This is a genomic window from Rahnella aceris, assembly GCF_011684115.1.
GTDB lineage: Bacteria > Pseudomonadota > Gammaproteobacteria > Enterobacterales > Enterobacteriaceae > Rahnella > Rahnella aceris.
Genome location: NZ_JAADJV010000003.1, coordinates 265,480 through 292,345, shown reverse-complemented (window position 1 = coordinate 292,345; position 26,866 = coordinate 265,480). Strand labels below are relative to the sequence as shown.

At 53.4% G+C, this 26,866-nt stretch carries 24 protein-coding genes; 15 read left to right on the top strand and 9 right to left on the bottom strand.

The genetic code is table 11. The features are described from left to right. Positions 1 to 95: 95 nt before the first annotated feature. The 5 genes from GW591_RS16820 (at position 96) to GW591_RS16800 (ending at position 6,243) form a co-directional block, all read left to right on the top strand. Complete coding sequence (locus GW591_RS16820) at positions 96 to 1,769, top strand: Na/Pi cotransporter family protein (protein WP_121019916.1); 1,674 nt, start codon at positions 96 to 98, stop codon at positions 1,767 to 1,769. A 31-nt stretch (positions 1,770 to 1,800) separates the two neighbouring features. Further along, a complete protein-coding gene (locus GW591_RS16815; RefSeq protein ID WP_013577721.1) occupies positions 1,801 to 2,166 on the top strand; it encodes a DUF2493 domain-containing protein in 366 nt (121 codons plus the stop codon). 181 nt (positions 2,167 to 2,347) lie between these two features. After that, on the top strand, positions 2,348 to 3,142 hold the full coding sequence (gene otsB / locus GW591_RS16810; protein WP_191996262.1) for a trehalose-phosphatase: 795 nt from the start codon (positions 2,348 to 2,350) through the stop codon (positions 3,140 to 3,142). Next, complete coding sequence (gene otsA / locus GW591_RS16805; RefSeq protein ID WP_112197996.1) at positions 3,139 to 4,545, top strand: alpha,alpha-trehalose-phosphate synthase; 1,407 nt, start codon at positions 3,139 to 3,141, stop codon at positions 4,543 to 4,545. The genes otsB and otsA overlap by 4 nt, the downstream gene beginning before the upstream one ends. Before the next feature lie 27 nt (positions 4,546 to 4,572). Then, positions 4,573 to 6,243 (top strand): alpha,alpha-trehalase, encoded by a 1,671-nt coding sequence (locus GW591_RS16800; protein WP_013577718.1) that lies wholly within the window; start codon positions 4,573 to 4,575, stop codon positions 6,241 to 6,243. Here the strand turns inward: GW591_RS16800 and GW591_RS16795 are convergent. Next, on the bottom strand, positions 6,234 to 7,124 hold the full coding sequence (locus GW591_RS16795) for a LysR substrate-binding domain-containing protein (protein WP_166861036.1): 891 nt from the start codon (positions 7,122 to 7,124) through the stop codon (positions 6,234 to 6,236). The genes GW591_RS16800 and GW591_RS16795 overlap by 10 nt on opposite strands. A gap of 107 nt (positions 7,125 to 7,231) precedes the next feature. On the opposite strand from GW591_RS16795, the gene GW591_RS16790 reads away from it, so the two are divergent. Together GW591_RS16790 and GW591_RS16785 are read left to right on the top strand one after the other, a co-directional pair. After that, positions 7,232 to 7,957, top strand: a complete 726-nt coding sequence (locus GW591_RS16790; protein WP_013577716.1) for a sulfite exporter TauE/SafE family protein — start codon at positions 7,232 to 7,234, stop codon at positions 7,955 to 7,957. 3 nt (positions 7,958 to 7,960) lie between these two features. Continuing rightward, positions 7,961 to 8,359, top strand: coding sequence for a YybH family protein (locus GW591_RS16785; RefSeq protein WP_013577715.1), 399 nt, complete (start codon positions 7,961 to 7,963; stop codon positions 8,357 to 8,359). A gap of 43 nt (positions 8,360 to 8,402) precedes the next feature. On the opposite strand, the gene GW591_RS16780 is transcribed toward GW591_RS16785, so the two are convergent. Next, positions 8,403 to 9,392, bottom strand: coding sequence for a nitrilase family protein (locus GW591_RS16780; RefSeq protein WP_121019914.1), 990 nt, complete (start codon positions 9,390 to 9,392; stop codon positions 8,403 to 8,405). Positions 9,393 to 9,506: 114 nt separating this feature from the next. Between GW591_RS16780 and GW591_RS16775 the strand changes: the two genes are divergently transcribed. After that, positions 9,507 to 10,382, top strand: a complete 876-nt coding sequence (locus GW591_RS16775; RefSeq protein WP_119262289.1) for a LysR family transcriptional regulator — start codon at positions 9,507 to 9,509, stop codon at positions 10,380 to 10,382. A 115-nt stretch (positions 10,383 to 10,497) separates the two neighbouring features. Here the strand turns inward: GW591_RS16775 and GW591_RS16770 are convergent, their stop codons facing one another. After that, positions 10,498 to 10,962 (bottom strand): GNAT family N-acetyltransferase, encoded by a 465-nt coding sequence (locus GW591_RS16770; RefSeq protein ID WP_013577712.1) that lies wholly within the window; start codon positions 10,960 to 10,962, stop codon positions 10,498 to 10,500. 193 nt (positions 10,963 to 11,155) lie between these two features. On the opposite strand from GW591_RS16770, the gene GW591_RS16765 reads away from it, so the two are divergent. Continuing rightward, positions 11,156 to 11,551 (top strand): YebG family protein, encoded by a 396-nt coding sequence (locus GW591_RS16765; protein WP_013577711.1) that lies wholly within the window; start codon positions 11,156 to 11,158, stop codon positions 11,549 to 11,551. 52 nt (positions 11,552 to 11,603) lie between these two features. Here GW591_RS16765 and GW591_RS16760 read toward each other — a convergent pair whose 3' ends face one another. After that, positions 11,604 to 12,236, bottom strand: a complete 633-nt coding sequence (locus GW591_RS16760) for a helix-turn-helix domain-containing protein (protein ID WP_013577710.1) — start codon at positions 12,234 to 12,236, stop codon at positions 11,604 to 11,606. A 134-nt stretch (positions 12,237 to 12,370) separates the two neighbouring features. On the opposite strand from GW591_RS16760, the gene GW591_RS16755 reads away from it, so the two are divergent. Together GW591_RS16755 and fhuE are read left to right on the top strand one after the other, a co-directional pair. Next, on the top strand, positions 12,371 to 13,765 hold the full coding sequence (locus tag GW591_RS16755; RefSeq protein WP_119262290.1) for a M24 family metallopeptidase: 1,395 nt from the start codon (positions 12,371 to 12,373) through the stop codon (positions 13,763 to 13,765). Between the two features lie 220 nt (positions 13,766 to 13,985). Beyond that, positions 13,986 to 16,196 (top strand): ferric-rhodotorulic acid/ferric-coprogen receptor FhuE, encoded by a 2,211-nt coding sequence (gene fhuE / locus GW591_RS16750; protein WP_166861034.1) that lies wholly within the window; start codon positions 13,986 to 13,988, stop codon positions 16,194 to 16,196. Between the two features lie 70 nt (positions 16,197 to 16,266). On the opposite strand, the gene GW591_RS16745 is transcribed toward fhuE, so the two are convergent. Beyond that, positions 16,267 to 17,601, bottom strand: coding sequence for a glycoside hydrolase family 10 protein (locus GW591_RS16745; protein WP_049804369.1), 1,335 nt, complete (start codon positions 17,599 to 17,601; stop codon positions 16,267 to 16,269). Between the two features lie 279 nt (positions 17,602 to 17,880). On the opposite strand from GW591_RS16745, the gene GW591_RS16740 reads away from it, so the two are divergent. The 3 genes from GW591_RS16740 to arsC are packed head-to-tail and all read left to right on the top strand — an operon-like array spanning position 17,881 to position 20,018. Continuing rightward, positions 17,881 to 18,201, top strand: a complete 321-nt coding sequence (locus GW591_RS16740) for a metalloregulator ArsR/SmtB family transcription factor (protein ID WP_013578301.1) — start codon at positions 17,881 to 17,883, stop codon at positions 18,199 to 18,201. Positions 18,202 to 18,245: 44 nt separating this feature from the next. Then, positions 18,246 to 19,535, top strand: coding sequence for an arsenic transporter (locus GW591_RS16735; RefSeq protein ID WP_119262291.1), 1,290 nt, complete (start codon positions 18,246 to 18,248; stop codon positions 19,533 to 19,535). A 51-nt stretch (positions 19,536 to 19,586) separates the two neighbouring features. Further along, on the top strand, positions 19,587 to 20,018 hold the full coding sequence (gene arsC, locus GW591_RS16730) for a glutaredoxin-dependent arsenate reductase (protein ID WP_037032937.1): 432 nt from the start codon (positions 19,587 to 19,589) through the stop codon (positions 20,016 to 20,018). Positions 20,019 to 20,089: 71 nt separating this feature from the next. Here arsC and GW591_RS16725 read toward each other — a convergent pair whose 3' ends face one another. The 3 genes from GW591_RS16725 to GW591_RS16715 form a co-directional block, all read right to left on the bottom strand. Then, positions 20,090 to 21,643 carry a peptide MFS transporter gene (locus tag GW591_RS16725; protein WP_013578298.1) on the bottom strand — a complete coding sequence of 518 codons (1,554 nt, stop codon included), beginning with the start codon at positions 21,641 to 21,643 and terminating at the stop codon, positions 20,090 to 20,092. Between the two features lie 263 nt (positions 21,644 to 21,906). Further along, on the bottom strand, positions 21,907 to 22,998 hold the full coding sequence (locus GW591_RS16720; RefSeq protein WP_119262292.1) for an ABC transporter substrate-binding protein: 1,092 nt from the start codon (positions 22,996 to 22,998) through the stop codon (positions 21,907 to 21,909). A 37-nt stretch (positions 22,999 to 23,035) separates the two neighbouring features. Next, complete coding sequence (locus tag GW591_RS16715) at positions 23,036 to 25,165, bottom strand: TonB-dependent siderophore receptor (RefSeq protein ID WP_166861032.1); 2,130 nt, start codon at positions 25,163 to 25,165, stop codon at positions 23,036 to 23,038. A gap of 343 nt (positions 25,166 to 25,508) precedes the next feature. Here GW591_RS16715 and GW591_RS16710 point away from each other — a divergent pair, with 343 nt between their 5' ends. Then, a complete protein-coding gene (locus GW591_RS16710) occupies positions 25,509 to 26,417 on the top strand; it encodes a MurR/RpiR family transcriptional regulator (RefSeq protein ID WP_013578295.1) in 909 nt (302 codons plus the stop codon). 205 nt (positions 26,418 to 26,622) lie between these two features. Here the strand turns inward: GW591_RS16710 and GW591_RS16705 are convergent, their stop codons facing one another. Continuing rightward, on the bottom strand, positions 26,623 to 26,844 hold the full coding sequence (locus tag GW591_RS16705; protein ID WP_013578293.1) for a hypothetical protein: 222 nt from the start codon (positions 26,842 to 26,844) through the stop codon (positions 26,623 to 26,625). Positions 26,845 to 26,866 lie beyond the last annotated feature (22 nt).

Sequence of the window (26,866 nt, the reverse complement as noted above, 5' to 3'; positions counted from 1 at the left end):
CGGGTGCCGTCGCGATGACGGCACCTGCACCCGCTGTGATGCGCGTTAACCGCTGTAACGAATAACAATGACAACCCTGAAAAAGGGGAGCCGCTATGTCTATGACCCACACTGTAACAACCATGACCTCCCAATCCGGCACTACGCTGCTGGTCAATCTGGCAGGCGCTATTGCGCTGCTGCTGTGGGGATCTCACATGATTTCGACCGCGCTGCAACGTGGCTTCGGCACACCGTTACGCCACTGGATGGGCCATCATCTGTCCAGCCGCTGGATGGCGTTGCTCGCCGGGATCGGTATTACCGGTTTGCTGCAAAGCAGCACCGCAGTCAGCCTGATGGCCACCTCTTTTACCGCCGCGGGCACGCTCAGCCTGGCGCCCGCGCTGGCGGTCATGCTCGGCGCAAATGTCGGTTCCACCCTGGTGGTGCAACTGATGAGTTTCAACACCGCGATCGCCATACCGTTGCTGATACTGAGCGGTTTTGTCGTGTTCAAAATGCGCGACCATTCCGGGTTTGAAAGTGCAGGCTGCGCGCTGATCGGCCTCGGACTGATGTTGCTGGCACTCAGCCTGCTGAGTGCCATACTCGGACACATCGAAAACACGGAAGTATTCAGCGCTGTGATGCAGGGATTAGAAGGCGATACGCTGATTGCCCTGATGGTGGCCATCATTCTCACGCTGGTGTGTCATTCCAGCGTGGCAGTGATTTTGCTGATTGCCTCACTCGCCGCCACGGGCGTGATGACGCCGGTGACCGCCATGGTGCTGGTGCTGGGTGCCAATATCGGTGGCGCACTGCCGCCGGTGCTGAACGCCGGTTCGGCGGTGGCGCGCCGTCTGCCGCTGGGTAATCTGCTGGTGCGCGGCGCGGGCTGTGTTTTCGCGCTGGCCCTGATGCCGCTGCTCAGCCATGTTGCCGCGGGTCTTGCGCTGACCACGCCGCAACTTGTTGTGTGGTTTCACACCGCGTTCAGCGCCGTGCTGGCCGGGGTATTTATCGGGCTGACCGGCCCGCTGGCCCGTGTGCTGGAAAGGGTTTTCCCGGAGGAACAACCTGCCGCTGATGCAGAAATGCCGGTGTATCTCGACGAAACCGGGCTTGATGTGGCTTATATCGGGCTTTCCAATTCAGTGCGTGAATCCCTGCGGCTGGCCGACATGCTTAACCTGATGCTCGAACGGCTGCGGACGTTATTCAAGACTGCAGATAATCAGTCTGCGGCTGAAATCCGCCGGTTAGATCATTCGCTTGACGGTCTGAGTGCGGCAATCCGCGCCTATCTGGCGGATTTAGGACAGGAAGGGCTGAGTGACAGCGATGCCGACCGCGCGCAGGAAATCCTGATGTTTGTGATTAACATTGAGCACGCCGGAGACATTCTTTCCACCAGCCTCACCGAGCTGGCGACACGCCGTGCCCGCCGCAATGTACCTTTCAGCGACGTTGAACTGCACAACATGGGTTTGCTGCACACGGAGATCCTGAACAGCCAGCGCCTGGCGGTCACCGCATTCCTGGGTGAAGATCTCTCAGCCGCGCATCAGCTGGTTTCGCGCAAAGAGGTGATCCGCCAGATTGAAGCCAGGGCAAGCCGCGAGCATTTCAAAAATCTGCGTGATGATAAAAATGCCTGGGCGGAATCCGGCGATATTTTCCAGCGTGTGCTGCGTGATTACCGGCGCGTTCATCATCATATCGCTGCGGTGGCGTATCCGGTGATTGATCGCCTGAGCGATGACGCCACGGACACCCGGAAGTAAAAACAAAATGATAAAAACAGAAGGATAGAACATGAGGGTACTGATTTGCGCGGGGCGCTTTTATGCAGATATCAACAGGGTACAACGGGCACTGGATGCGTTTTCGCAATCACACCCGATAAGCGTGCTGATCCACGGCGGACATCAGTCGCTGGGCGCGATGATCGAACGCTGGGCACGCACCGCCGATGTGCACATTGTCCGTTATCCCGCTAACTGGTCACTGCACGGTAAATACGCCGAAATACGCCGCAATCTCTTTATGATGAAAGACAGCCAGCCGGATGTGGTGCTGGCTTTTTCCGGCGGAGAGGACACGCAGGATTGCATAAAACTGGCGCAGCATTCCGGCATCAGTGTGATAGTCAATGCGGCAGAAACCGGCCCCGGTTCTTAACCCCCGGACGGGCAGCCGGCAGGGATTTTTTGCCGGAAATGCCCGCCTGACGCGGTCTGGATTAATCTGATAATCGCTGCAACTCTCCTGTTCAGAGCTATATTTACCTATTGATAATTCATTTCAGAGGTTTTCAACGCAATGACGCGTTGAGCTGTAACTCATTAAAAGGAGAGTCACTTTGACTGCAGAAATTCAGGAAAATACAACCGAAACACCGCTTCTCCCTGTATTGGACAGTCGCCAATACGCCTTCTTTTTCGATGTCGATGGCACACTTGCTGAAATCCGCGCTGAACCGGATGCCGTCACCATCCCCGCTGAAGTTCGTGATCATCTGCAAACGCTGTTTGCGGCCTCTTCCGGCGCGCTGGCGCTGGTGTCGGGGCGTCCGGTGGAACAGCTTGATCAGTTGGTCAGCCCGCTGGTTCTCCCTGCTGCGGGCGTTCATGGGGCTGAAATGCGCGACGGCAACGGCACTCTGCACCGTGTCACCTTACCCGATGATGTGGCGCAAGCGGTGCAACAGACCCTCGAAGCGGGCATGGCCGCACTGCCGGGTACCTTGCTCGAAACCAAAGGCATGGCTTTTGCTTTACATTATCGTCAGGCGATGCTGCATCAGCAGCAGGTATTAGCACTGGCTGAATCCGTGGTGGCAAAATTCCCTGAGCTTGTTCTTCAGCCGGGTAAATGCGTTCTCGAGATTAAACCCCGCGGAAAAGATAAAGGTGCAGCGATTTATACGTTTATGCAACAGACGCCATTTTCCGGGCGTATTCCGGTATTCGTCGGCGATGACCTGACCGATGAAAAAGGGTTCGAAGTGGTTAACGCCATGCAGGGGATCACGGTGAAAGTCGGCGAAGGTTCAAGTCTGGCGCATTATCGCGTCAAAACCGTTCGCGATGTTTACCGTTGGATCGAGGCGTTACAACGTCACACATTAACATTTAACAAGGAGTCTGAATTATGAGTCGCCTGGTGGTTGTCTCTAACCGAATTGCCATTCCTGACGGTTCCAAATCCGCCGGAGGACTGGCCGTGGGCATTCTGGATGCGCTGAAAAATACATCAGGCCTCTGGTTTGGCTGGAATGGTGAGATAAGTGAAATATCGGGCGAAGAAGAGGATGACCTGAATCTGATGGAAGATGACGGCATTACTTACGCTTCGGTTCCGCTTAATCAAAACGATTACGATCTGTATTACTGCCAGTTTTCCAATGCCGTACTTTGGCCAGCACTTCATTATCGTATTGATCTGGTGGATTTCCAGCGTGAAGCCTGGGACGGTTACTGCCGGGTCAATGACATGCTGGCGAAAAGATTGCAGCCGCTGATCAAAGCAGACGATATCTTGTGGATCCACGATTATCATTTACTGCCGTTTGCCGCTGCGCTGCGCAAACTCGGCGTAAAAAACCGCATAGGTTTCTTCCTGCATATTCCGTTCCCGACCCCGGAAATTTTTAATGCGGTGCCGACGCACGATGAATTGCTCAAGATGATGTGTGAGTATGATTTACTGGGCTTCCAGACCGAAGGGGACCGCCTGGCGTTTCTGGATAATCTCAAGGCACTGACCGATATTGAAGATTGCGACGCGCATCAGCATCAGGCATTTGGCAAAACCTTTGCCACTGGCGTATACCCGATCAGCATTGCGCCGGAAAGCATAAAGGAAATGGCCGAAGGCCCGCTGCCACCGAAAATGGCGGCGATGGAACGTGAACTTCGCGAAGCGAAAAACATCATTTCCTGCGAGCGTCTCGATTACACCAAAGGGCTGCCGGAACGTTTTCTGGCCTTTGAGGCATTGCTGGAAAAATTCCCGCAGCATCGCGGTAAAGTGCGCTATTCGCAAATCGCTCCGACATCACGCGGCGACGTGCAGGCTTATCAGGAACTTCGTCATCAGCTGGAAACCGAGGTGGGGCGCATCAACGGTAAATACGGTGGCATCAACCAGACGCCGCTGTTTTACCTCAACCAGCATTTCCAGCGCAGCCTGCTGATGAAATTATTCCGTCTGACGGATGTCGGGCTGGTAACGCCGCTGCGTGATGGCATGAATCTGGTGGCGAAAGAATATGTCGCCGCGCAGGATCCGCAAGATCCCGGCGTTCTTGTTTTGTCACAATTTGCCGGTGCGGCGAATGAACTAACGTCGGCGCTAATCGTCAACCCTTATGACCGTGATGACGTGGCGGCGGCGCTGGATAAAGCGCTGACCATGCCGCTGGAAGAACGGCTTGAGCGTTATAACGACATGATGGCGGTGCTGCGTAAAAATGATATTGCGAACTGGGGCGAAACCTATTTGCGCGATTTATACGCCATTTCGCCACAGGGAGAAAAAAACAACGCTGTCGCATAAACTTTCTAAGCAAGAGGCTTGCTGCATATGCAAAATGCGAATTACCAGACGAATGAAAACGCGCTGTTTGACAGCGAAAACGCTGATAGCGAAGAGACGCGTCTGAGCGAGCTCGAGCCCATTGAACTGATCCTTGACCGGATGATGGATGCGGAACCGGAACCGGGGATGATCGAAGGTTTGCCGCCTTCTGATGCCTTAACGCCTGCCGACCGTTATCTGGAATTGTTTACCAGTGTGCAATCTTCAGGGCTTTTCGAGGACAGCAAAACCTTTCCCGACTGCCCGCCGAAAATGGATCCGCTGGACATATTGCTGCGTTATCGGCGGATAAAAAACCATCCGGGCTTCAACCTGAAACGATTTGTGGACGCGCATTTCTGGCTGCCGGAACATCGTGATGATGAATACGTCTCCGACCCCGGCGATTCGCTGAAAGAGCACATCGACAAACTGTGGCCGGTGCTCACGCGCCAGCCGGAAGACCACGTGCCCTGGTCGTCACTGATGCCGTTGCCCCAGGCCTATGTGGTGCCGGGCGGGCGTTTCAGTGAAACCTATTACTGGGATTCTTACTTTTCGATGTTAGGGCTGGCGGAAAGTGGCCGTAATGATCTGTTGCGCACCATGGCGGATAATTTCGCCTGGATTATCGAGATGTACGGCCATATTCCTAACGGCAACCGCACGTATTATCTCAGCCGTTCCCAGCCACCGGTGTTTGCGCTGATGGTCGAACTGTTCGAGGAAGACGGCGTGCGCGGTGCGCGGCGTTACCTTGACCATCTGAAAATGGAATATGAGTTCTGGATGGACGGCGCGGATTCTCTGGCCCCGAATCAGGCTTACCGGCATGTGGTTTGCCTGCCGGATGGCACGCTGCTCAACCGTTACTGGGATGACAGGGACACACCGCGCGATGAATCGTGGCGCGAAGATGTCGAAACCGCGAAACTTTCGAGCCGCCCGGCGAATGAGGTTTACCGCGATTTGCGCGCTGGCGCGGAATCCGGCTGGGATTATTCGTCGCGCTGGTTGCGTGACGGGCATCGTCTCGCCAGCATCCGCACCACGCAATTTATCCCGGTGGATCTGAATGCGTTTCTGCACAAGCTGGAAAGTACCATTGCCAATATTTCCGGACTGAAAGGGGATAAAGTCACCGAAACGTTATTCCGCCGGAAAGCCGAAACACGCCGCGAGGCCATCAACTGTTATCTGTGGGATGACAACGAAGGTTGTTTCCGTGATTACGACTGGCACCGTCAGCAAATGGCGCTGTTTTCCGCCGCCAGCGTGGTGCCTTTGTATGTCGGACTTGCCAGCCATTATCAGGCCGAACGTCTGTCAGACGCCGTGCGTACCCGCTTACTCACTCCCGGCGGCATCATGGCGACAGAGTATGAAACCGGTCAACAGTGGGATAAACCCAACGGCTGGGCACCGCTGCAATGGATGGCGATTCAGGGCTTTAAGCAATACGGCAATGATGTGCTGGGCGATGAAATTGCCCGTAACTGGCTGAAAACCGTGAATCAGTATTATCAGCAACACCATAAACTGATTGAGAAATACCACATTTCAGGCGACACATCCCGCGAAGGCGGCGGCGGGGAATATCCGCTGCAGGACGGTTTCGGCTGGACCAACGGCGTCGTGCGGCGGTTGATTGGTTTATATGGTGAGAATTACGACTGATTGCCGCATTCCACCTGGGCCACCAGCCAGCGTTCAAACGCCTGGTGGAGCAGGGTTTTCTGCACGCCCACTGGCGTCAGGGCGTGGTAATGGCAGGGCGCGACGGTAATCTGCGGGAACATCGGTATCAGATTCCCGCGACGGATTTCCGCCGACAACGTACTGACCGGCCCCAGCCCGACGCCAATTCCTTCCAGCATCGCATGCAACGAAACGTGAAAATGATCGTAACGGCGAAAGCCGCTGACCGGCGGTTTCTCCAGCCCTGCCGCCGCCAGCCATAAATTCCAGTGTCCGGGACGGGTGAGGGTTTCAACGCGCGGACATTTCAGCACGTCCTCCGGCGTCTCCAGCGGAAAACGTTTGAGCAGCGCCGGTGCGGCCATCAGGCAATGGGTATCGGCCAGAAAAGGGATCGCGGAATATTCCGTGGCACCGGTTTCACGACGGATCAGCAAATCGTAATGCCCCACAATGTGTAACTGCTCGGTATTGGCCGTAGAGATTTGCAGATTTGCCTCAGGAAATTGCGTATAAAAATCATCAAGGCGAGGCAGCAGCCATTTCAGGCTCATGGTGGTTGGCACGCTGACATTGAACACGTTATTCCGCCCGCCATTACCGTAGCGCAGGGCGATATCCGACAGGGTATCGAACGCACCGCCCAGCTCGCGTGCCAGCGTCAGCGCATAAGGTGTCGGCACCCGCCGCTGGCCTTCTTTACGAAATAAATTCACCCCAAACCACTTTTCCACCCCCTGAATATGGCGGCTTACCGCGCCGTGCGTAATGCATAACTCCTGTGCTGCGGCGGTAAAACTCCCGGCATGACAGGCGACAAGAAAGGCGCGGAGGGCCGTTATCGGGGGAAGGGCATGCATGGTCGTTCCTTTTTAATCACGATTATGTGACTTTTTATCACGGGTTACGCCATTTCCTAAACGCTATCATCGCCCGCATTCCCCCTGAGAAAAGGAAATGTGACGTGATGTATGTGGTGATTGCTCTGACGGGCATACTGGCGGGTGTGATCAGCGGCGTTGTCGGCACCGGCGGTTCCATCATGCTGTTGCCGGCGCTGACGTATACTTTCGGCCCGAAAACTGCGATTCCGGTGATGGCGATTGCCGCTATTGTCGGCAATATCTCCCGCGTGCTTCTCTGGCGCAAAGACATCAACATTCGGGCATTTTTGCTGTACGCCATGCCCGGCATTCCCGCCGCCGTTCTCGGCGCAAATACCCTGTGGGAAATGCCCGCCACGCTGTCGAATATGTGTATCGGCGCGTTCTTCTTGTTGCTGATCCCTTTGCGTCATTACGCCCGTTGCCGGGCTTTTACCCTCAGCAGTGCGCAACTGGCGATGGCAGGCGCGCTGACAGGGTTTCTGACCGGTGTGGTATTTTCAACCGGCCCGCTGACCATTCCGGTTTTCGCCGGTTACGGGCTGGTGAAAGGCGCGCTGCTGTCCACCGAGGCTGCCGCCTCGTTCGCGATTTATTTCGCCAAAGCCTCAGCGTTCAGCGTGATTGGTGCAATGCCGTGGCCGGTGTTTTTGAGCGGCTTGCTGGTGGGTGGCGCACTGACGACAGGGATGCTTATTGGCAAAAAATTTGTTATTAAGATGTCAGAGACATCCTTCAACCGCCTGATCGACATCATGTTATTTCTGGCGGGTATCTCTTTACTCTGGAACTCAGCAAAAGGACATTAACGGATGAGTACACACCCGATCCGCCAGGTTATCGAAGCCTGTGACAAAGCCATATCCGTCAGGGATTTTGACGCACTGATGGCGCATTATGCCGAAGAGGCGGCGCTGGTAATTAAACCGGGCATGATTGCCCGCGGCAAAACCGACATCCGCAAAGCCTTTATCGCCATCTCGGATTATTTTCAGGATCAGCTGGTGGTAGAACAGGGCGAAATGCAGGTGATTGAAGGGGCAGAGGATGCGCTGGTGATCATGGAAACGGTGCTGCATTTTCCCGACGGACAGGGCGGAAAGGTGACCACTACCCGCCGTGCCACCTATGTTTTCCGCCATGAACCGGACGGTCGCTGGCTGTGTACCATCGATAATTCATATGGCACATCGCTGTTGGATCAGGAATAAGGCTCCGCAAGGAGCCTTTTTCGCTTCATCCATCCACGGTGATTTAGCGTTTTGGGATCCCCGGTAATTCCTCAGAAAAACGTGCCGTCATTGCATCCCGCTCATAGCCCTGATATTCAGTCAGAATATGATACAAATCGGGTCTGCGGCCTGCCATCCAGCGCCTGCCGGTACTCATCGGGATCAGCGATAAATCCAGATCCGCGCTGACCATCGCATCCGCAGCAACCCAGGTTTCATCGACGATCCGGCCATAAGGGTCGAGGATCATCGCGTTACCGGTGCGTACTTCATCATCATCCGCACCGACGCCGTTACTGAACAAAATAAACATGCCGTTATCGTGAGCGCGTGAGGGCAACCAGCGCATCAGCCATTCCCGGCCGCTGGGACCTTTAAACGCTGCGGTAATCTCTTCTTTGCGTTCAGCACGCTGCTGCCACAATGCCAGCGGTATCGGTTTCATGCCGTGCGGGCTGCGTGAATGTGTGCCGCCTGTCTGATGCGGTGCCAGTAAAATATCTGCTCCCAGCAGGGCGGTGGCACGGGCATTTTCCACCAGATTGTTGTCCCAGCAGATGAGGATCCCGACCTTCACGCCCCAGGGGGTCCCGAACACGGTATAACTGTCGCCGCAACTGAAAGCCTCATGCTCAAAGGCGTGCATTTTGCGGTGGATGTGTAACGAACCGTCAGGCATGCAGGCGGCGTAGGCATTATACAGACGCCCGTCAGCGGCACGTTCGATAAATCCGGCGCCAATCAGCATCTGATGTTTCACGGCCAGCGAGCGGATCAGCGCAACAGAGGGGCCGGTGTCGGCTGGCTCCGCCAGTGCCTGAACGCCAGCAGCATCGAGTTTGGGCACGTGCCAGTAACCGGTGATACACATTTCCGGAAAGGCCAAAATATTGACGCCTTCAATAGCCGCTTTTTCGATAAAACGCTCCATAATTAACAGGTTATATTTTTTGTTACCCGCCTGATGCTGAAATTGAATGACCGCTGCTTTGAGTGTTTTGGGGTCCGACATGATCTTCTCCATACGTCTTCAGGGATTTCGGTTGACGCTGGTATTAGAGCAATGCGACTGATAACTTTATAATGAAATGATTTCCAAATCTGATAACCCAATGGAATATATAAAGTGAACACACGTTTGCTCAGGGCTTTTGTCACACTGGCTGAAAAAGGGAATTATGCGCAGGCAGCGCAGGCGCTTTCCGTTTCACAACCGGCACTCACCAAACAGATCAATCTGCTGGAATCGACGCTGAACGTGGCGCTTTTTGCCCGCGGACGACAAGGCAGTGCGCTGACAGCCGCAGGCCAGCGGCTTTTGCCGGAAGCGGAGAAAGTATTGCGACAAATGGCCGCGTTTATGCAACATGCCAGCCAGGTTGAAAAGGGGGGAGAAGGGCTGCTGGCTGCCGGATTCGGCCTGTCGAGTTTCATCCTGGCGCCACAATGTATTGCGAAATTCCGCGCAGCATATCCCGGCGTGGATATCACGCTGGAAGATCTGCCTTCCGCGCAGCAATACGACATGCTGCAACGCGGGGAACTGCACATTGGTTTTGTGCGTGTCCCGCCGCCTGCACCGCTCAGTTACCACGCGCTGTTTGAGGATAAACTGGTGCTGGTGGTGTCTGAAGATAACGGCGAGGATATGAGTGAAAGGCTCAGGAACCGTCCGTTACTGCGTTTGTATACTGAGCGGGCGGGGGGGCTGAATGCGCAGACAGACCGTTTTTTACAGGAGAATCTGTTTCATGTTTCATCGGTTCAACTGGCGGAGGATATCCAGACTATTGTCGCACTGGTAGCGGCCGGGATCGGCGTGGCGTTGCTACCCGAAAGCGTCGTGCATATTGCGCCGCCGGAGCTGAAAATACTTCCGCTCACCGGCCCTGCGACGCGCTGGCAGGTGGGGATTGCATGGGACGCCCGGAATGAAGATGTCATTCGCGATAACTTTGTGCGGATGGTGACTGAAAATCTCAAAGCCGCTGCCTGTATATAGAACGGTCCGGAATGTGGCCCGCGCCATCAGGCCGACGGCGATAAGTTCACCAATGCGAAAGACCCTGACCAGAATTCAGTTTCTGTTTCCAGCCGTGCGTTCAGGAAAGCCTGAACTACCCGTCTTTGTTCAGGTAAATTCCTGGCCGGGTGATGACCCAGGTGTAGTCAGGTTCGTTAACCGGTGTGTAACCAAACTTTTGATACAACCACGGCGCGGTAGAAGTAAAGAGTGCCATCCGGCGAAGTTTTGCTGTGACCGGATGCGACTGCACACATTCGATCAGCCATGCGCCCAGATTTTTCCCCTGATAATCTTCCAGCACATAGACATCACACAGGTAAGCAAAGGTGGCGTAGTCCGTGATAAAGCGGGCGTAACCGATCTGTTTTCCGTCGTCGAACAACCCGAAGTTCAGGCTGTTTTCTGCGCCAGCGCGCACCGTCTGTTCGTCAATGCCCGGCGCCCAGCTTGACCGGGTCAGGTAGGCGTGAATTGCCGGAATATCCAGTTTTTGAAAATCGGTAGTGATCAGATAAGTGTCTTTGGTCCAGTTGCATACAGCTTTCAGGTTTGTCACGGGAACCTCACAAGTTCGTTGAAAACAGGTCGTTTTCTACCTTACCGGCTAACGCTGAGAAATTCACCCGCGTTATAGTTGCCAGGGTATGTGCCCGGCCTTTGACGCGCCGCACTATAAAAATCAGGCCGGATGATGTATCCTGCACTGATTATTGGTATGCTGTATATAATTACAGTATAAGGAGCGAATCATGGCTGTTGAAACAAAATTTGTTGTGGTCAGAAAAGGTGAAGAGAAAATGACTTTTGCCAATAAGAAAGAAGCAGACGCTTACGACAAGATGCTGGACATGGCGGATGCTTTTACTGAATGGCTGTTACAGAGCAATATCGGGATGGATGAAGCACTGGCGGAAAACATTGCACTTCACCTCGCCGAGCAGAAAGACACCGTCCAGCATATTCTGCGCACCAGCAAATTGCCGGAAGCAGAAATCGCACACCAGCCCGCTGCTGAAACGCCAGCAGAAGCAGAAGCAGAAGAAGTGGTCGCAGAAAACGTGGCTGCTGAAGAAAATGCTGCCGAAGAAAATGTTGCCGAAAAACCTGCCACTGCCAAAAAAGTCCGTGCGGTAAAAGCCGCGTAACTGAGAGAACAGCGTGCGTAACGGCACGCTTTCTTCCCCCCTGATACCACGCTCAGTATTTCAGTGGCAAACGGATCACTTCTTTCAGAATACCGTTGTGGAGCCTCACATATCCCCCCTGTTTCAATTGTGAAAGCACTTTCATGATCGTGCTGCGTGAAAGGTGCGTCTTAAGCTGAATGTAATGGGCAGCAGGAATATTTTCGCGTATTTCCGGCGGTTCTTTCATGAGTTCCATGAGCTGGTGGCGCAGAATTTCATAGGATGTTGGTGCCGTCAGCATTGTGCTTTTGACATAGAGATTGTTGGTCATCCTGAAAAAGTGCTTTGCCATTGGCTCCCACAACTCCAGACGATCAATCAGGGCATGCATCTCCGCCACGGTGGAGACGGCAATCTCAGATTCATCCTGCGCCTGAATAAACATTCTGGCCTCTGAGGGCACCGCACCGCCAATACCAATGATGCCCGGCACTGACAACGTGCCTATCAGCACAGGTTCGTCGTTATGAAAGGTTTTAAACCAGCCTTTGCGAATGAAATAACAATAAAATTCCCCCCTCTCATACAGATGGAAGCGCGAGCCCGCGGGGACAGTACGGAACTGGAGATAGGGAATAAGTTCGGCAAATAGCTCAGCGGTAGCCTGACTGAGGTCTTTGCCCTTATCACTCTCGGTAACCATCGTTATTAACCTCGTCAGGCAGCAACAGCAGGGAATTACCTTAAATTTAGCAGAGTTCCCTGTCCGGTGAATGCGGCCTTAAGAGGCCGTTTGGGGCATAATCCTCTTTCCCCCGCCATGCAAAAGGACACGCAATGAAAGCTGAACATGAGTATTCACTGAAAACCCTCCCGGCTCCCGCGACTTACCCTCACATTCCCACCCCGGTATTATCCGATGAAACCATGGCGTCACGCCTGCGTCATATCCTTCACGCGATGCAACAGCATCAGCTCGACAGCCTGGTGATTTATGCCGACAAAGAACACGGCGGCAATTTCGAATATCTTGCGGGTTTTATCCCGCGCTTTGAAGAAGCCTTGCTGGTGGTGCGCGCGACCGGTGAACTGACTTATGTTATGGGGAATGAAAATCTGAAACTGGTTCCCCATGCGCGCAACGCGGGTCGCTGCCTGCATGCGCCGGTGTTTTCCCTGCCCAACCAGCCGATGAAACATCATCAGCCGCTGCACGATTTGCTTAAATCTGCCGGTATTGCTGACGCGCAGCACGTTGGCATTGCAGGCTGGAAACTGTTCAGATGTGACCCTGTCACGGATAAAACCACCTTTGATGTGCCCGCGTTTGTCCTCGACGCAGTCCGAAAGGCCGCGGGCGTGGCTGGAGATGTGGTCAACGCCACCGGTCTGTTTACCTCGCCAGAAAATGGTGCGCGGCGGATTAATACCGCTAATGAAGTGGCGTTTTATGAATACGGCGCCAACCTGGCCTCCACTCAGGTGCTTGCGGCGCTGGATACGATTGCACCCGGCAAATCAGAAAAAGAAATCGGTCAGTTACTGGCAGGAGAAGGCCAGCACGGGAACGTGATTATGATTGCCGCGACGGGCGAGCGTTTCGCCCATGCGAATCTGTATCCTTCCGACAAAACTATCCGGCATGGCGATAAGTTTTCGCTCACCGCCGGATACAAAGGAGGCCTCACCAGCCGTGCGGCGTATGTGGTGGCGGCGGAAAATGAATTACCGGAAGAGGTTTCGGACTGGTTGCAGCGGCTCGCGATACCCTATTACCACACGGTAGTAACCTGGCTTGAAGCACTGCGCATCGGGCTGACCGGCGGCGAGCTTTATCAGCTTGTTGAGCAAACGCTGCCACAGAGCATCTATCACTGGCATCTCAATCCCGGCCATCTGGTTGCAGATGAGGAGTGGTTGTGTTCTCCGGTATACGGTGGCTCAGTGATCCCGTTTGAAAGTGGCATGTTGTTTCAGATTGATATTATTCCGTCATTACCCGGCTATGGTGGCAGCAGCATCGAAGATACGGTAGGGCTGGCAGATGAATCACTGCGAAAAGAGCTGGAAACGCAGTTCCCGGAGGTCTGGCAGCGTATGGTCACCCGTAAAAAATACCTGACGGACGTGCTGAGTATTCGCCTTTCCGAGGACGTGATTCTGCTTTCCAATACTGTCGGTTACCTGCGGCCTTTCCTGCTGGATAAGTCGCGGGCTTTGGTGCGGACGTAAAGCAATTTTCCTCATCATTAAACCCGGTGAAGTTCTTCGCCGGGTTCTTATTTTCCTCTGAATTTTTTGCATTCATAATTTGTTACTTATTAAGATGAATCCTCTGCGCGACAGGGTTAATGTTAATAATTACTATTCACATTCTCATTTCGAGCTGTTCTGGTTAAAACAATAAATAGAAACAGACTCGCCCTTAAAAAAATTGCTATGGGAATGTGTTATGTCTTTGAATGGCAGGGTATATGACGTGCAGCAGGGTGCGTTAAAGGTAAGAAAAACATTTACGGTTTCCACACTGGCGCTGGCGATTTTTGTTCTGGTGAATCCGGCGCAGGCCGCTGAAACCGGCAGTGGGACGACAGGCACCGCGAATACCGCCGCATCCGGCTCGCAGCAGGATATGGTGATTGAAGGTTCGGCGACCGCCGCTGCCAGCGACGGGCAGGATTACGCGGTCAAAACCACCACTGCGGGCACCAAAATGAACCTGACGCCGCGCGATATTCCGCAGTCGGTCAGTGTGATCACCAAACAGCGCATGCAGGATCAGAACCTCCAGTCGGTGGGCGACGTGCTGAATAACACCACCGGCATCTCGACGGAAGTCATCGACAGCGAACGCGTATCCTATTTCTCCCGCGGTTTTTACATCAATAATTACACTTACGACGACATTCCAACGTCCGTCAGCGACACCTGGAATTTTGGTGATGCCGCCGAAGACACCGCGATTTATGACCGCATCGAAGTGGTGCGTGGCGCCACAGGCCTGATGACCGGGGCGGGCAATCCGGCCGCCTCTGTCAACATGGTGCGTAAACACGCCGACAGCAAAGAATTCACCGGCGATATCAGCGCCAGTTACGGAAGCTGGAACAAACAGCGTTACGTGCTCGATGCTTCCGGCCCGCTGAATCAGGAAGGTTCGGTGCGCGGGCGCGTGGTAGCCGGTTATCAGGATCAGGACAGCTGGCTGGATCGCTATCACAAGCGTAAAAAATTCTTCTACGGCGTGGTGGATGCCGATGTGACCGATAACACCACCGTGTCGCTCGGTTACGATTATCAGGAAAATAACACCGGCAACCCGACCTGGGGCGGCCTGCCAACCTGGTACACAGACGGCTCGCGCACGCATTATGACCGCAGTACCAACACTTCCGCCGACTGGACGAATTATGCTATTCAGTCGCGTAAAGTGTTCGCCAACGTTAAACATGACTTTGATAACGGCTGGACATTCCGTGTAAACGGCACACATGGCGAGCAAACGTTTAATGATAAATTGCTGTATCTGATGGATTTCCCGGATCACACGACGGGCACTGGTCTCAGCGGTTTTGGCAGTAAAGACCGTGGCACGCGCAAAGTGGATTCCCTCGACACTTACGCCACCGGGCCGTTTGAACTGTTTGGCCGTCAGCACCAGATGGTGGCTGGCGTCAGTTACAGCCGCCAGCACAACCAGACTTACAGCGCAGACGGTTCTCTCGACAGCGACACAATTGGCAGTTTTGGCAACAGCTGGAACGGCAATGTCAGCGAGCCGGAGTGGGGAGACTGGTATCTGAATGCGGACGATGTCATCCGCCAGAAAGCCGGTTATTTCGCCACCCGCTTCTCACTGGCGGATCCGCTTTCGCTGATCGTTGGCGCACGTTATACCCAATGGAGCACCAATGGCAGCAGCGGCAGCATGAGCAAGAACAACATCACGCCATACGGCGGTCTGGTGTATGACATCAACGACACCTGGTCGGCATACGCCAGTTATACGTCCATCTTCCAGCCGCAGACTGACCGCGATATCAACGGCCATTATCTGTCCCCAACCACCGGGAAAAATTACGAAACCGGGCTTAAATCCGCGTGGATGGACGGTCGTCTGACCGCCACAATGGCAGTATTCCGTATCGAACAGGATAACGTGGCACAGGAAGATGGCAGCAATTACGTTAACGGCTCCAGCGAGCAGGCGTATGTCGCGGTCAGCGGCACCGTCAGCAAAGGCGCTGAGTTTGAGATCAACGGCGCGGTGACCGACAACCTGCAAATGACCTTTGGTGCGACGCGTTATGTGGCGAAAGACGAAACCGGCAACCGTCTCAACAGCAATATGCCGCAGACCCAGCTGAAATTGTTCAGCCGCTACCAGCTACCGATGATGCCGGATCTGACCGTCGGCGGCGGTGTAAACTGGCAGAACCGCACCTTCCAGGATGCCACCGGGCCGGACGGCGAAACGCATCGTGTATCGCAGGGCAGTACCGCGCTGGTGGACCTGTTCACGCGTTATCAGGTGACAAAACAGCTGTCCGTGCAGGCCAACATCAACAACCTGTTTGACCGCACGTACTACTCGTGGCTCAGTGATTACGCCGTTTACGGTGAACCGCGCAATGTCTCGGTCAGCGCAAATTACACGTTCTGATATGAAGGTTTAACGCGCAATAAAAAAAAGGCACCGCCTGCGTGTTCAGGCGGTGCCTTACTGTCTTATTTCAGCTTCCCCAGCGGCTTTTCAGGTAACGGACCGCGTCCAGCGTCTGCGGCTGGTTGAGGTAGTTTTCGCGGAACAAAATCGTGCCGTTAATTTGCGGTACGGATTCATTCATATCGAGCTGTTTCTTCAGCTCCGGCACGCCGCCGCTGACCATCCAGTCCGGTTCATTTTTGGATGGTTCACCCACTTTATACAACGCCACACCAATGTAGAGCCGCGTATGTGTGGGCTTGACCACATTTGCCCACCAGTTTGCCAGCACGTCATAACGCGCCGCCTTGCGGGAGAATGGCCAGTACAGTTGCGGTGCAATATAATCGAGCAAACCTTGTTGCACCCATAGGCGGGTATCCGCATAGGCTTCATCGTAAGCCGCTGCGCCGGAAGTTTGTGAACCTGCCGGATCATGCGACACGTTACGCCAGACACCCGCCGGACTGACGCCAAATTCCACACCCGGTTTCAGCTGTTTTATGGTGCGTGAAACCTGCTCAATCAGCATCTGGGTATTGTGACGCCGCCAGTCGGCTTTAGAAGCGTAACCCTGACCGTACTTCCGGAACGTCAGGCTGTCATCCAGCGAGGAACCCGGTGATTCGGAATAAAAATAGTCATCAAACTGCACACCATCGACAGGATAACGCGCCACCACTTCCGCCACGATGCTGGTGATCCAGTCGCGCGCCTCAGGAATACCAGGGTCCACCACGAAACGATCCCCGGAGGTTCGGATCCAGTCGCGGTGCAGCACAAACACGCTGGCAGGGTGCAGTGGCAATGTCTGATTCAGTTCCGCCACAGTCGAAGGTTTGGTGTTCACAGACACACGGTAAGGGTTAAACCACGCATGAACTTTCATCCCGCGCTTGTGCGCTTCATCGAGCATAAACTGCAACGGGTCATAACCCGGATCCTGACCAATTTTACCCGTCAGCATATCTGACCACGGCAAAATTTTTGAAGGCCAGAACGCAGTACCGTCAGGTTTTACCTGGAAGAAAACCGTATTGATGCCCAGACTTTTAAGCTTATCCAGCTTGGCAGTCAGCGCTTGCTGCTGCTGGCTGATGCGCAAAGACGCACTGCCAGCATTCACCGAATTAACCGGTGGCCAGTCGAGGCGGGAAACGGTCGCCAGCCAGACGCCGCGCACGGGTTCATGACTCTGCACAGGTTGACCAGGAAGAGGGTGCTTCGCCACTGGCGGCAGCGGCGTCACCAGTGATTTTGGCGGTGTCGAGGCACAGCCAGCCACCAGTAACAGCGCAAAAGCCACAACGGCACCAGGGTGTTTGACGGCGGTGACGCAAGGAAAATGACGGGAAAAAGCGATGATAAACTCCGGTGATGTCTGGTCGTCGCGCGAAAAGAAACATTTTCTTATTATTGAAATTAAAGTCAATCACTCATGCACTTAGCGCTGACGTCAGCGCAATCTGCAAACCTGCCAGGATTCCGATTTCTGGAATCTGATATTATATTTAACATAATCATGATTATGCGCACCTAAAGCAGGCGCCATATTTCCCTGAGTTCATTTCTGAAATCTGTGCTTTGAAAGCCATCATATATGGATTAGCATATGTTTTACTAATCCACAACGGGACTCAATATGTTACAGCCTGCGCAGCTTTTTAAACTGCTTGCCGACGAAACGCGCTCGACTATTGTGATGCTTCTCAGGGAATCAGGAGAACTTTGCGTTTGCGATATCTGTGCCGCAACAGCGGAATCACAACCCAAGATCTCCCGTCACATCGCGCTGTTACGTGAAGCCGGACTGGTCACAGACCGCCGGGAAGGAAAATGGGTACATTACCGCCTCTCACCACAAATGCCTGCATGGTCAGCGGCGATTATCGATTCTGCATGGAACTGTGACCGCGAAAACATACGCCGCAAGCTGAATAATAAGTCACCGGTTTCATGTTAAAACCATAAACACATTCACTATAAAAAATATGTAGGGAGTCGATCATGTTGCTGGCAGGTACTATTTTTTTACTCACCCTGATTCTGGTTATCTGGCAGCCCCGCGGGCTGGGCATTGGCTGGAGCGCCATGCTGGGTGCGGGTCTGGCATTACTGACGGGTGTCGTTCACCCGGGTGATATTCCGGTTGTCTGGCAAATAGTCTGGAACGCAACGGCCACTTTTATTGCCGTTATCATTATCAGCCTGCTGCTGGATGAATCGGGTTTCTTCGAGTGGGCGGCACTGCATGTTGCACGCTGGGGAAACGGACGCGGGCGTCTGTTATTTACCTGGATTATTTTACTGGGCGCGGTGGTCGCTGCCCTGTTCGCCAATGATGGTGCCGCACTGATTCTGACGCCGATTGTCATGGCGATGCTGCTGGCTCTGGGTTTCAGTCGCGGCGCGACATTAGCCTTTGTCATGGCAGCCGGGTTTATCGCGGATGTTGCCAGCCTGCCGCTGATCGTCTCAAATCTGGTGAATATTGTCTCGGCTGATTTCTTCAACCTGGGATTCACGGAATATGCGTCCGTCATGGGCCCGGTTAATCTGGCAGCCATTGCGACAACACTGGTCATGCTGCACCTGTTTTTCCGCAAAGACATCCCGCCGGTTTACGATATTTCTCTGCTGAAACAGCCTGCTGAGGCTGTCCGCGATGCCAGCACCTTCAAAGCAGGCTGGCTGGTTCTGATCCTTCTGCTGGCGGGTTTCTTTGGTCTTGAACCCCTCGGCGTACCGGTCAGCCTGGTCGCCGCTGTCGGCGCACTGATCCTTTATATTATCGCCAGGAAAGGTCACATCATTAATACCGGCAAAGTGCTGCGCGGCGCGCCGTGGCAAATCGTCATTTTCTCGCTGGGTATGTATCTGGTGGTTTATGGTTTACGTAATGCCGGGCTGACGCACGCCCTGTCTGCCGTGCTGAATCAGCTGGCAGAACAGGGTTTATGGGCCTCTACGCTGGGAACCGGCTTTATCACCGCCTTCCTCTCTTCCATCATGAACAATATGCCGACCGTGCTGATCGGGGCGCTGTCGATTGATGGCAGCACAGCCACGGGAGTCATTAAAGAGGCGATGATTTATGCCAACGTGATCGGCAGCGATCTGGGGCCAAAAATCACCCCGATTGGCAGCCTGGCAACACTGTTATGGTTGCATGTGTTGTCACAGAAGAATATGACGATTACCTGGGGATATTACTTCCGGGTGGGTATTGTCATGACTCTGCCTGTGCTGTTTGTCACGCTGGCAGCTTTAGCGCTGCGGTTGTCTGTGGCGCTGTAACGGATGTTTAACGCCTGACCTCACACTAAGATTGAAAAAGAGAACCTCCTGATGAGCAATATCACTATTTATCACAACCCGGCCTGTGGTACATCGCGCAATACCCTTGAGCTGATCCGCAACAGCGGCGCTGAGCCAACCGTGATTTTTTATCTTGAAACCCCACCGGCCCGTGAAGAACTGGTAAAACTGATTGCGGATATGGGTATTCCCGTGCGGGCCTTGTTACGCAAAAATGTCGAGCCGTATGAGCAATTAAAACTGGCAGACAATCATTTCAGCGACGATCAACTGATCGACTTCATGTTGCAGTACCCGATTCTGATCAACCGGCCGGTGGTTGTCACGCCGCTGGGCACCCGGTTATGCCGCCCTTCTGAGGAGGTATTAGCAATCTTGCCTGATGCGCAACGTGGCGCGTTCACCAAGGAAGACGGTGAAGCAGTTATTGATGAAAACGGCAAACGTATAACGAAAATCTAAAAAAAATAAGGCCGGTCATCAGACCGGCCTTATTGATTCTTAGCGGTATTCGACAAACACCTTACCCGCCATCAGGCATGTGATACCGGTTTTTGTTCTGTCTTAGACTGGGCGTTTTCCAGCATTCTGCGAACCGGAATGATCAGGACGAACAGCACCGCAGCGCAGATCAGCAACGCAATGGAGCAACGGGCGAACAGGTCAGGCAGCATATCCAGCTGATCGGCTTTTACGTGTCCGCCAATCAAACCGGCCGCCAGATTCCCCAGCGCACTGGCACAGAACCACAGGCCCATCATCTGACCGCGCATTCTTTCCGGCGCCAGCAGCGTCATGGTCGCCAGACCAATCGGACTCAGGCACAGCTCACCGAGCGTCAGCATCAGAATGCTGCCCACCAGCCATAATGGCGATACACCTGCCCCGCCGCTGTTCAGCACGTTCTGGGCAGCCATCATCATGATCCCGAAGCCCGCCGCCGCGCATAAAATGCCGATGATGAACTTGGTGATGCTGCTCGGGCGCACGTTTTTACGCGCCAGCAACGGCCATGCCCAGCTGAATACCGGTGCCAGCAGGATGATAAACAACGCATTGATGGACTGGAACCAGACGGCAGGAATTTCAAAATCACCGATCATGCGGTTGGTGTAGTCGTTGGCGAACAGGTTGAACGAGGTCGGTTTCTGCTCAAACGCAGACCAGAAGAAAGCAGCCGAGACCAGCAAAATAAAGCACACCAGCAGTCGGGCGCGCTCTTTCCGGTTCAGTCCGGCAAACAGGAACAGATAGATAAAATAGAGCGCAACGGACGCCGCAATCACATACACCAGCACGCTGGCGACGGCAACCGGGTTAATGACGATCACGCCCTGCGAGATCAGCGCAACGATGATTGCCACACCGGCGGCCAGCGCCAGCAGCCAGACACCTACACCGTTTTTCTTAGCAACCGGACTGTTCCAGGTGGAATCCAGTCCCACTTCGCTGTCGTAACGTTTCATGGCCGGCACGGCGTACAGACGGAAGATAATCAGCGCCACCAGCATACCGATCCCCCCGATACCAAAGCCCCAATGCCAGCCATGCGTTTTTATCAGCCAGCCGGAAATCAGCGGCGCGATAAACGACCCCATGTTAATGCCCATATAAAACAGTGAGAAACCGCCATCACGACGCGCATCACCTTTTTTATACAGCGTGCCCACCATGACCGAGATGCACGTTTTGAACAGGCCGGAGCCGAGAACAATAAACATCAGGCCGATAAAGAACAGGCTGTCGCCCATGAAAGCGGAAAGCGCAATCGACAGGTGGCCGAGCGCAATCAGAATCGATCCGTACCAGACCGCCCTCTGCTGCCCGAGCCAGTTATCTGCCAGCCAGCCGCCCGGCAGCGCCGCCAGATACATACAGCCAGCAAATATACCGACGATAGCTGATGCGTTTTCACGCGCAAGCCCCATACCGCCGTCGTAAACCGTCGCCGCCATAAACAGGATCAGTAAAGGACGGATGCCATAAAACGAGAACCGCTCCCACATTTCAGTGAAGAACAATGAGCCGAGCGGATAAGGATGGCCGAAGAAGGTCCGGCTTTCGTTTTTATTAACAGAGGAATGCATAAATTCTCCAGAGAAAGTCTGTCGTAATCGTTGTGAATACCCTTGCCCGGCGGCTGTCTTGCAGCCGCTCTTAAGCATTCAGCGCTTATTATTTGATTGCCGAATACCGGTATTGTCTGGCATTAACCGCAGAAGTTTTAGAGGAAAAGTCGACTAATGTCCACTTTTACAGATTTTATAGCGGCAGAAAACCGGACATGGCAGGTGAATTTACGAAGAAAAAAGCCCCTCAGGATAAAATATGCATTCAGAACAACGCCCCTTCACCGGTTGCCGTTGGCAAAATATGTGCCGGTATAGGGGATTGGCAGGTAGTCATGAAAGATCTGTTTTAATGTCTGCTCAGGTTCGATATCCGCAAACACATCAGGATAAAGGGTTTTTGCCATGAACTCGGTCGCGGCAACATGCCACGGGCTGAGGTAGAAATTATGCCATATCATCCCGGTGCGGCCGTTATGCAACGCTTTAAGTTCACGCAATCCATTCTGCCTGGCAGTCAGTTCCCGCAGACTTTGTTGTGCCATTTCCGGTGATATGGCGGGCCCCAGTTTCAAATCATTCTGATCATCAGGAGAACCTGCACCCGTGGCGAAATAAACCTCAGGTTGCGCCATGATAACCGTTTCTTCATTCAGCTGGCCAAAGACACCCTGCACCGTTTTGCTGGCGATATTATCCCCTCCGGCAAAATTCAGCAGTTCACCAAGACTGCCTTTCACGGCAGTCACGCAACATTCATTGCGACGTCCAAGATGTAACTGAAGCAGCACCGTCGGTTTGTGGCCGGAATAAGCGGCCAGACGATCATGGATAACCTGCATATGAGTATCGTAAAAGTGATTAAATGCCTGGGCGCGTGCAGTCTGGTTAAGCACCTCGCCCAGAATACTCACACTGCGCGTAGTATTTTTCAGCAGATGGACACGAAGATCGATTTTCACTATCGGGATATGCGCAGCGTTGAGCATTTCTTTAAGACGCAAATCGGCATCGTCATAGCGCGCAAGGCTGGGCAGGATCACCAGATCTGGTTTCAGCGCCAGCACCTTTTCAGGGTTCATATCATTTGTTCCCCCCAACCCCAGCGACGGAATCGTCAATATATGCGGAAAACGCTGCGCAAAAATGTCCCAGGTCTGGCTGTCATACTTCTTCAGATCGAGTGGCCAGCCGACAATCCGTCTGACAGGATCACCCGTTTCCAGAAGGGCCAGCGTATAAAGCATCCGGCTTTCGCCCAGCACGATACGTTGCGGATTATCGGGAATGTCCACATGATTACCGTCGATATCGATCACTGTGCGGGCCTGTACGCCAAAGCCCGTCAGCAACAACATAAACAGCACAGTCATAACAGAATATCTACGCGCTCGCGGAGTCAACCGCAGATCAGAATTCAACACTTGCCTGCACCATAAGATTACGGGTTTCACCTTCGCGCACGCGCAGGTTACCGCCGCTGGACGTGTAATAATGTTTGTTGAACAGGTTATTCAGGTTGAGTTTCAGCTGCGTCTTCTCCCCGAACAGACGGTTGTTCCACGCAACAAAACTGTCAGCCACAACATAATCAGGTAACGTGAAACTGTTCTCCGGGTCTCCCGCACGGGTGCCGACATAACGCGCCCCGCCGCCGACACGGAAATCACCCGGCAGGCCGTTAATCACCAGATTATGGCTCAGATAGAGCGCGCCCGAATGGCGCGGCGCATTCTGCAAACGGTTGCCGTTATTCGCAGAGTTTTCACCATCATCCACAATTTCGGCTTTGTCATAGCTGTAATTGGCACTGACTTCCCAGTCAGGAAGGATCTCACCATTCAGCTCAAATTCCGCCCCGCTGGAGCGTGCTTTATCAATGGCGCGTGTTTCGCCGTTAATGCTCAGTGACATGTCCCGCTCATCGATACGGTACAGCGCCACGCTGGCAAACATGCGTGGCGTAATCTGCCATTTACTGCCCACTTCCCAGGTAGTGCCTTGTTCAGGTTTTCCTACGTTGCCGTCATCGTCTACATCCGTTGAGGGTGTAAAGGATTTGCTGACGCTGCTGTAAAGAGACACCTCTGGCGTGACTTTATAAATCAGACCGGCCTGAGGTAAAAACTTATTCCCTTCGGAATCAAGCGTCTGAACGACGGGATCAAAGCCTTTTGAGGCTCGTTGCTCATAATGTTGATAACGGCCGCCAAGCACCGCAATCCAGTCCGGTGTCAGTGAAATGCTGTCTTTGGCATACACCGAACGACTGTGTATCCGGTTCAGGTTATTGCCGTTAGCCGTATTCTCAGTCGTGCTGTCGGCGACCGGGGAGAGAATGTCGTATTGCGGATCCATAAAGTTAAAGCTGCTGTTGGCTTTGCCCTGGTATTGATGCGCACGATAAGTCTGGTTCATCTCATAATCAGTGCCCAGCACAAGATCATGATTCATAGCCAGAATGTCCTGTGAACCCAGCAGATCCCAGGAAACATATTTGGTCTTGTGATTAAAACCGCGATTGGCATCCGCCCTGCGCGTCACGGCGCCGGTTGTCGCGTTAACCGCTGTCACCCTGACTTCGTCATTATTGTAGCGGCGCTGGTTCCATCCCAGCGTCAGGCGGGTGCTCCAGTCATCGCTGAACTGCCAGTCATAATGGGCGTTCAGCGTTTTATTATGACCCCAGGCGCGGTTTGACTTGTCATCCAGCCGGTCCTTATAGCCAATATCGATCGGTTTACCGTTAATAAAAGCGGTTCCGCGATCGTATGGAATGTCGTAGCGGTAATCAGAATAGCTGATCAGGAAACTGGCCTTTTCGCCGTACCACTGCAGTGAAGGCGAAATCAGGGTGTGTTTATCACTGCCAAAATTACGCCAGTAATCCTGATCCTGTTTTTCCGCAATCATGCGAAAAGCAAAACCATTACCCAGCGGGCCGGTGACATCCACTGTCCCTGCTCCGCCACCTTCACTGGCGTAACGTCCGCTGACTTTGGTGTGCCAGTCATACTGCGGTTTTTTACTGACCAGGTTGATGACACCCCCGGGGTTTTGGATCCCGTAGAGTAATGACGCGGAACCTTTCAGCACTTCAACCCGCTCGGTGGTGGCATCAAAATTGAGACCCTGACTGCTGCGGACGCCGTCGCGATAAATGGACCCATCAGAGTTGGAACCAAAACCACGCCGGACAAATCCATCTTCCGTGCCCGCGAGCGTATTCCCCTCACTGACACCGCTGACAAAACGCATCGCATCAGAAAGACTTGTGGCCTGATAATCGTCAAGTTGTTGTCGGGTCACGACGCTGACCGATTGTGCCTCGTTAAGGCGCGGTGTGGGCGTTTTACTGGCAACAGAACTGGTGCCTGCGCTGTATCCCTGATCGTTCGCCTCATTTCCTGTGATGGTCAGCGTGTCGCTGTCTGCGGCTGAATACCCTGTAACAGGCGCCAGCATCGCAACGCCATAAATAGCAGCAAGAATCGCCGGATGGCCTTTTCTTTTAAAATCAAACAGTTTTTTATTATTCATTTCAATCAACCCGGTGTTAAATATAACGCACTTCCCCGTAATGCAATTGATAATCATTCCAACATGCAGATATGTAGTAGTAAATGATATGTTTCAGAATTTTGCTACAGGAAGAAATCATGACTTTACGGCAGGCATCTTGCTTTCAGCAGAACTTAACAAACTGTTTTTAAATAATTTTTATTGAAACCTGACGTTTCAGGCGCATAGGGTTCCGGTTCAGCACAGAAGAATTTGAATATTTTTGCTGCTAAAAACGCTACATTGTTAAAATAAACCCACAGTGTGAATGCTTTGCATTCACCGGTAAGCCTTTCAAAACTAAAAGGATCGGTAAAATTACATGGCTGCCATTCCGGTAAAAAGACGTATTGATGTTTTCGGTGAACGCTACCGCGCCCGGGCGCCCTCACTGTCTCCCGGCTTGCAGGCGGTGGTGTCTTATATCCACAACAACCGTGAATCGGCGCTGGAAGCCACGGCAATGGATATTGCAGCCGCGACAGAAGTTTCGGATGCCACTGTAGTACGCGCCGTTCAGGCACTCGGTTTCGCCGGATTACGCGACATGAAAAAGACGCTGGAAGCCTGGTTTGGTACGGCGGTGAACTCGGAAGAGAAGATGAGCACGACGGTCAGCGAACTGGCCAGCGATATCAATTCGGGTATCAACTTCGTTCTCGACGGGCATAAACGTGCCTGCGATACGCTGGCGGAGCCCGCTAACCGGCAGGCCATTTCTGAAGCTATCGCGCTGCTGATTAATGCGCGCCAGGTGGCGGTGTTTGGTCTGAACGCTTCAGGCATTTTAGCGGACTACAGCACACGGCTTTTTAGCCGGATTGGCATTCCGGCAGTATCACTTAACCGCTCAGGCATTGCGCTGGCGGAACAGCTCATAAACCTGCAACGCGGCGATGTCCTGATCATGATGGCGCAGAAAAGTGCTCATCGTGAGGGCAGAACGGCAATACAGGAAGCAAAGCGTCTGAATATCCCTCTCATTTTACTGACCAACGCCAGTGATTCTTTTTTTGCAAAGCAAGCTGATATTGTCATCAATGTTCCGCGCGGTGGTGAAAATGGCCGCATGCCGCTCCATGGCACGGTACTGGTCTGTCTGGAAATGCTGATTTTATCCCTTGCCTCGGCTACCGCATCGCGGACCCTGAAAACCATGAAGCGCATTCAGGATCTCAATCAGTCTCTGAAATCCGCGAATAAAATCAGAAAGTTGCAGGACGGCGTGTAGGCCAGACGACCTGTGATACTGAACTGGCACTAAAAATGGTAACGGGGAAACACCGGACACCAGTCCTGCTGTTTATCTCGTCGTTATTTGCAGGAGCAGGCATGGGCCGGGGACAACTGGGCGGGCTGGCATTAATCATGGTGATATCTTTGTCTGTTTGCGCTTCAATGTTTATTGCCAGTAAGGCAAAACGGACGCTGAATATTCAGAGAATAAAATTATGCAATTTGCCAGGTTCGGTCAGGAAAGTGTCATAGGAACCACTGATATACATACCGTCCCTGAAGATAACAACTTCTTCCACCCGCACCGGGTGTTGGCAAACGGCACAAATCAGAGAATGTACGGTCTCTGCCAGGGGCGAGTTCACTGCGGCGATGAAACGATCTGCCCCGCATTGCTCGCAAACAATTTTGATATCCGGCATGTGATGCACTCTGCACAAAAAA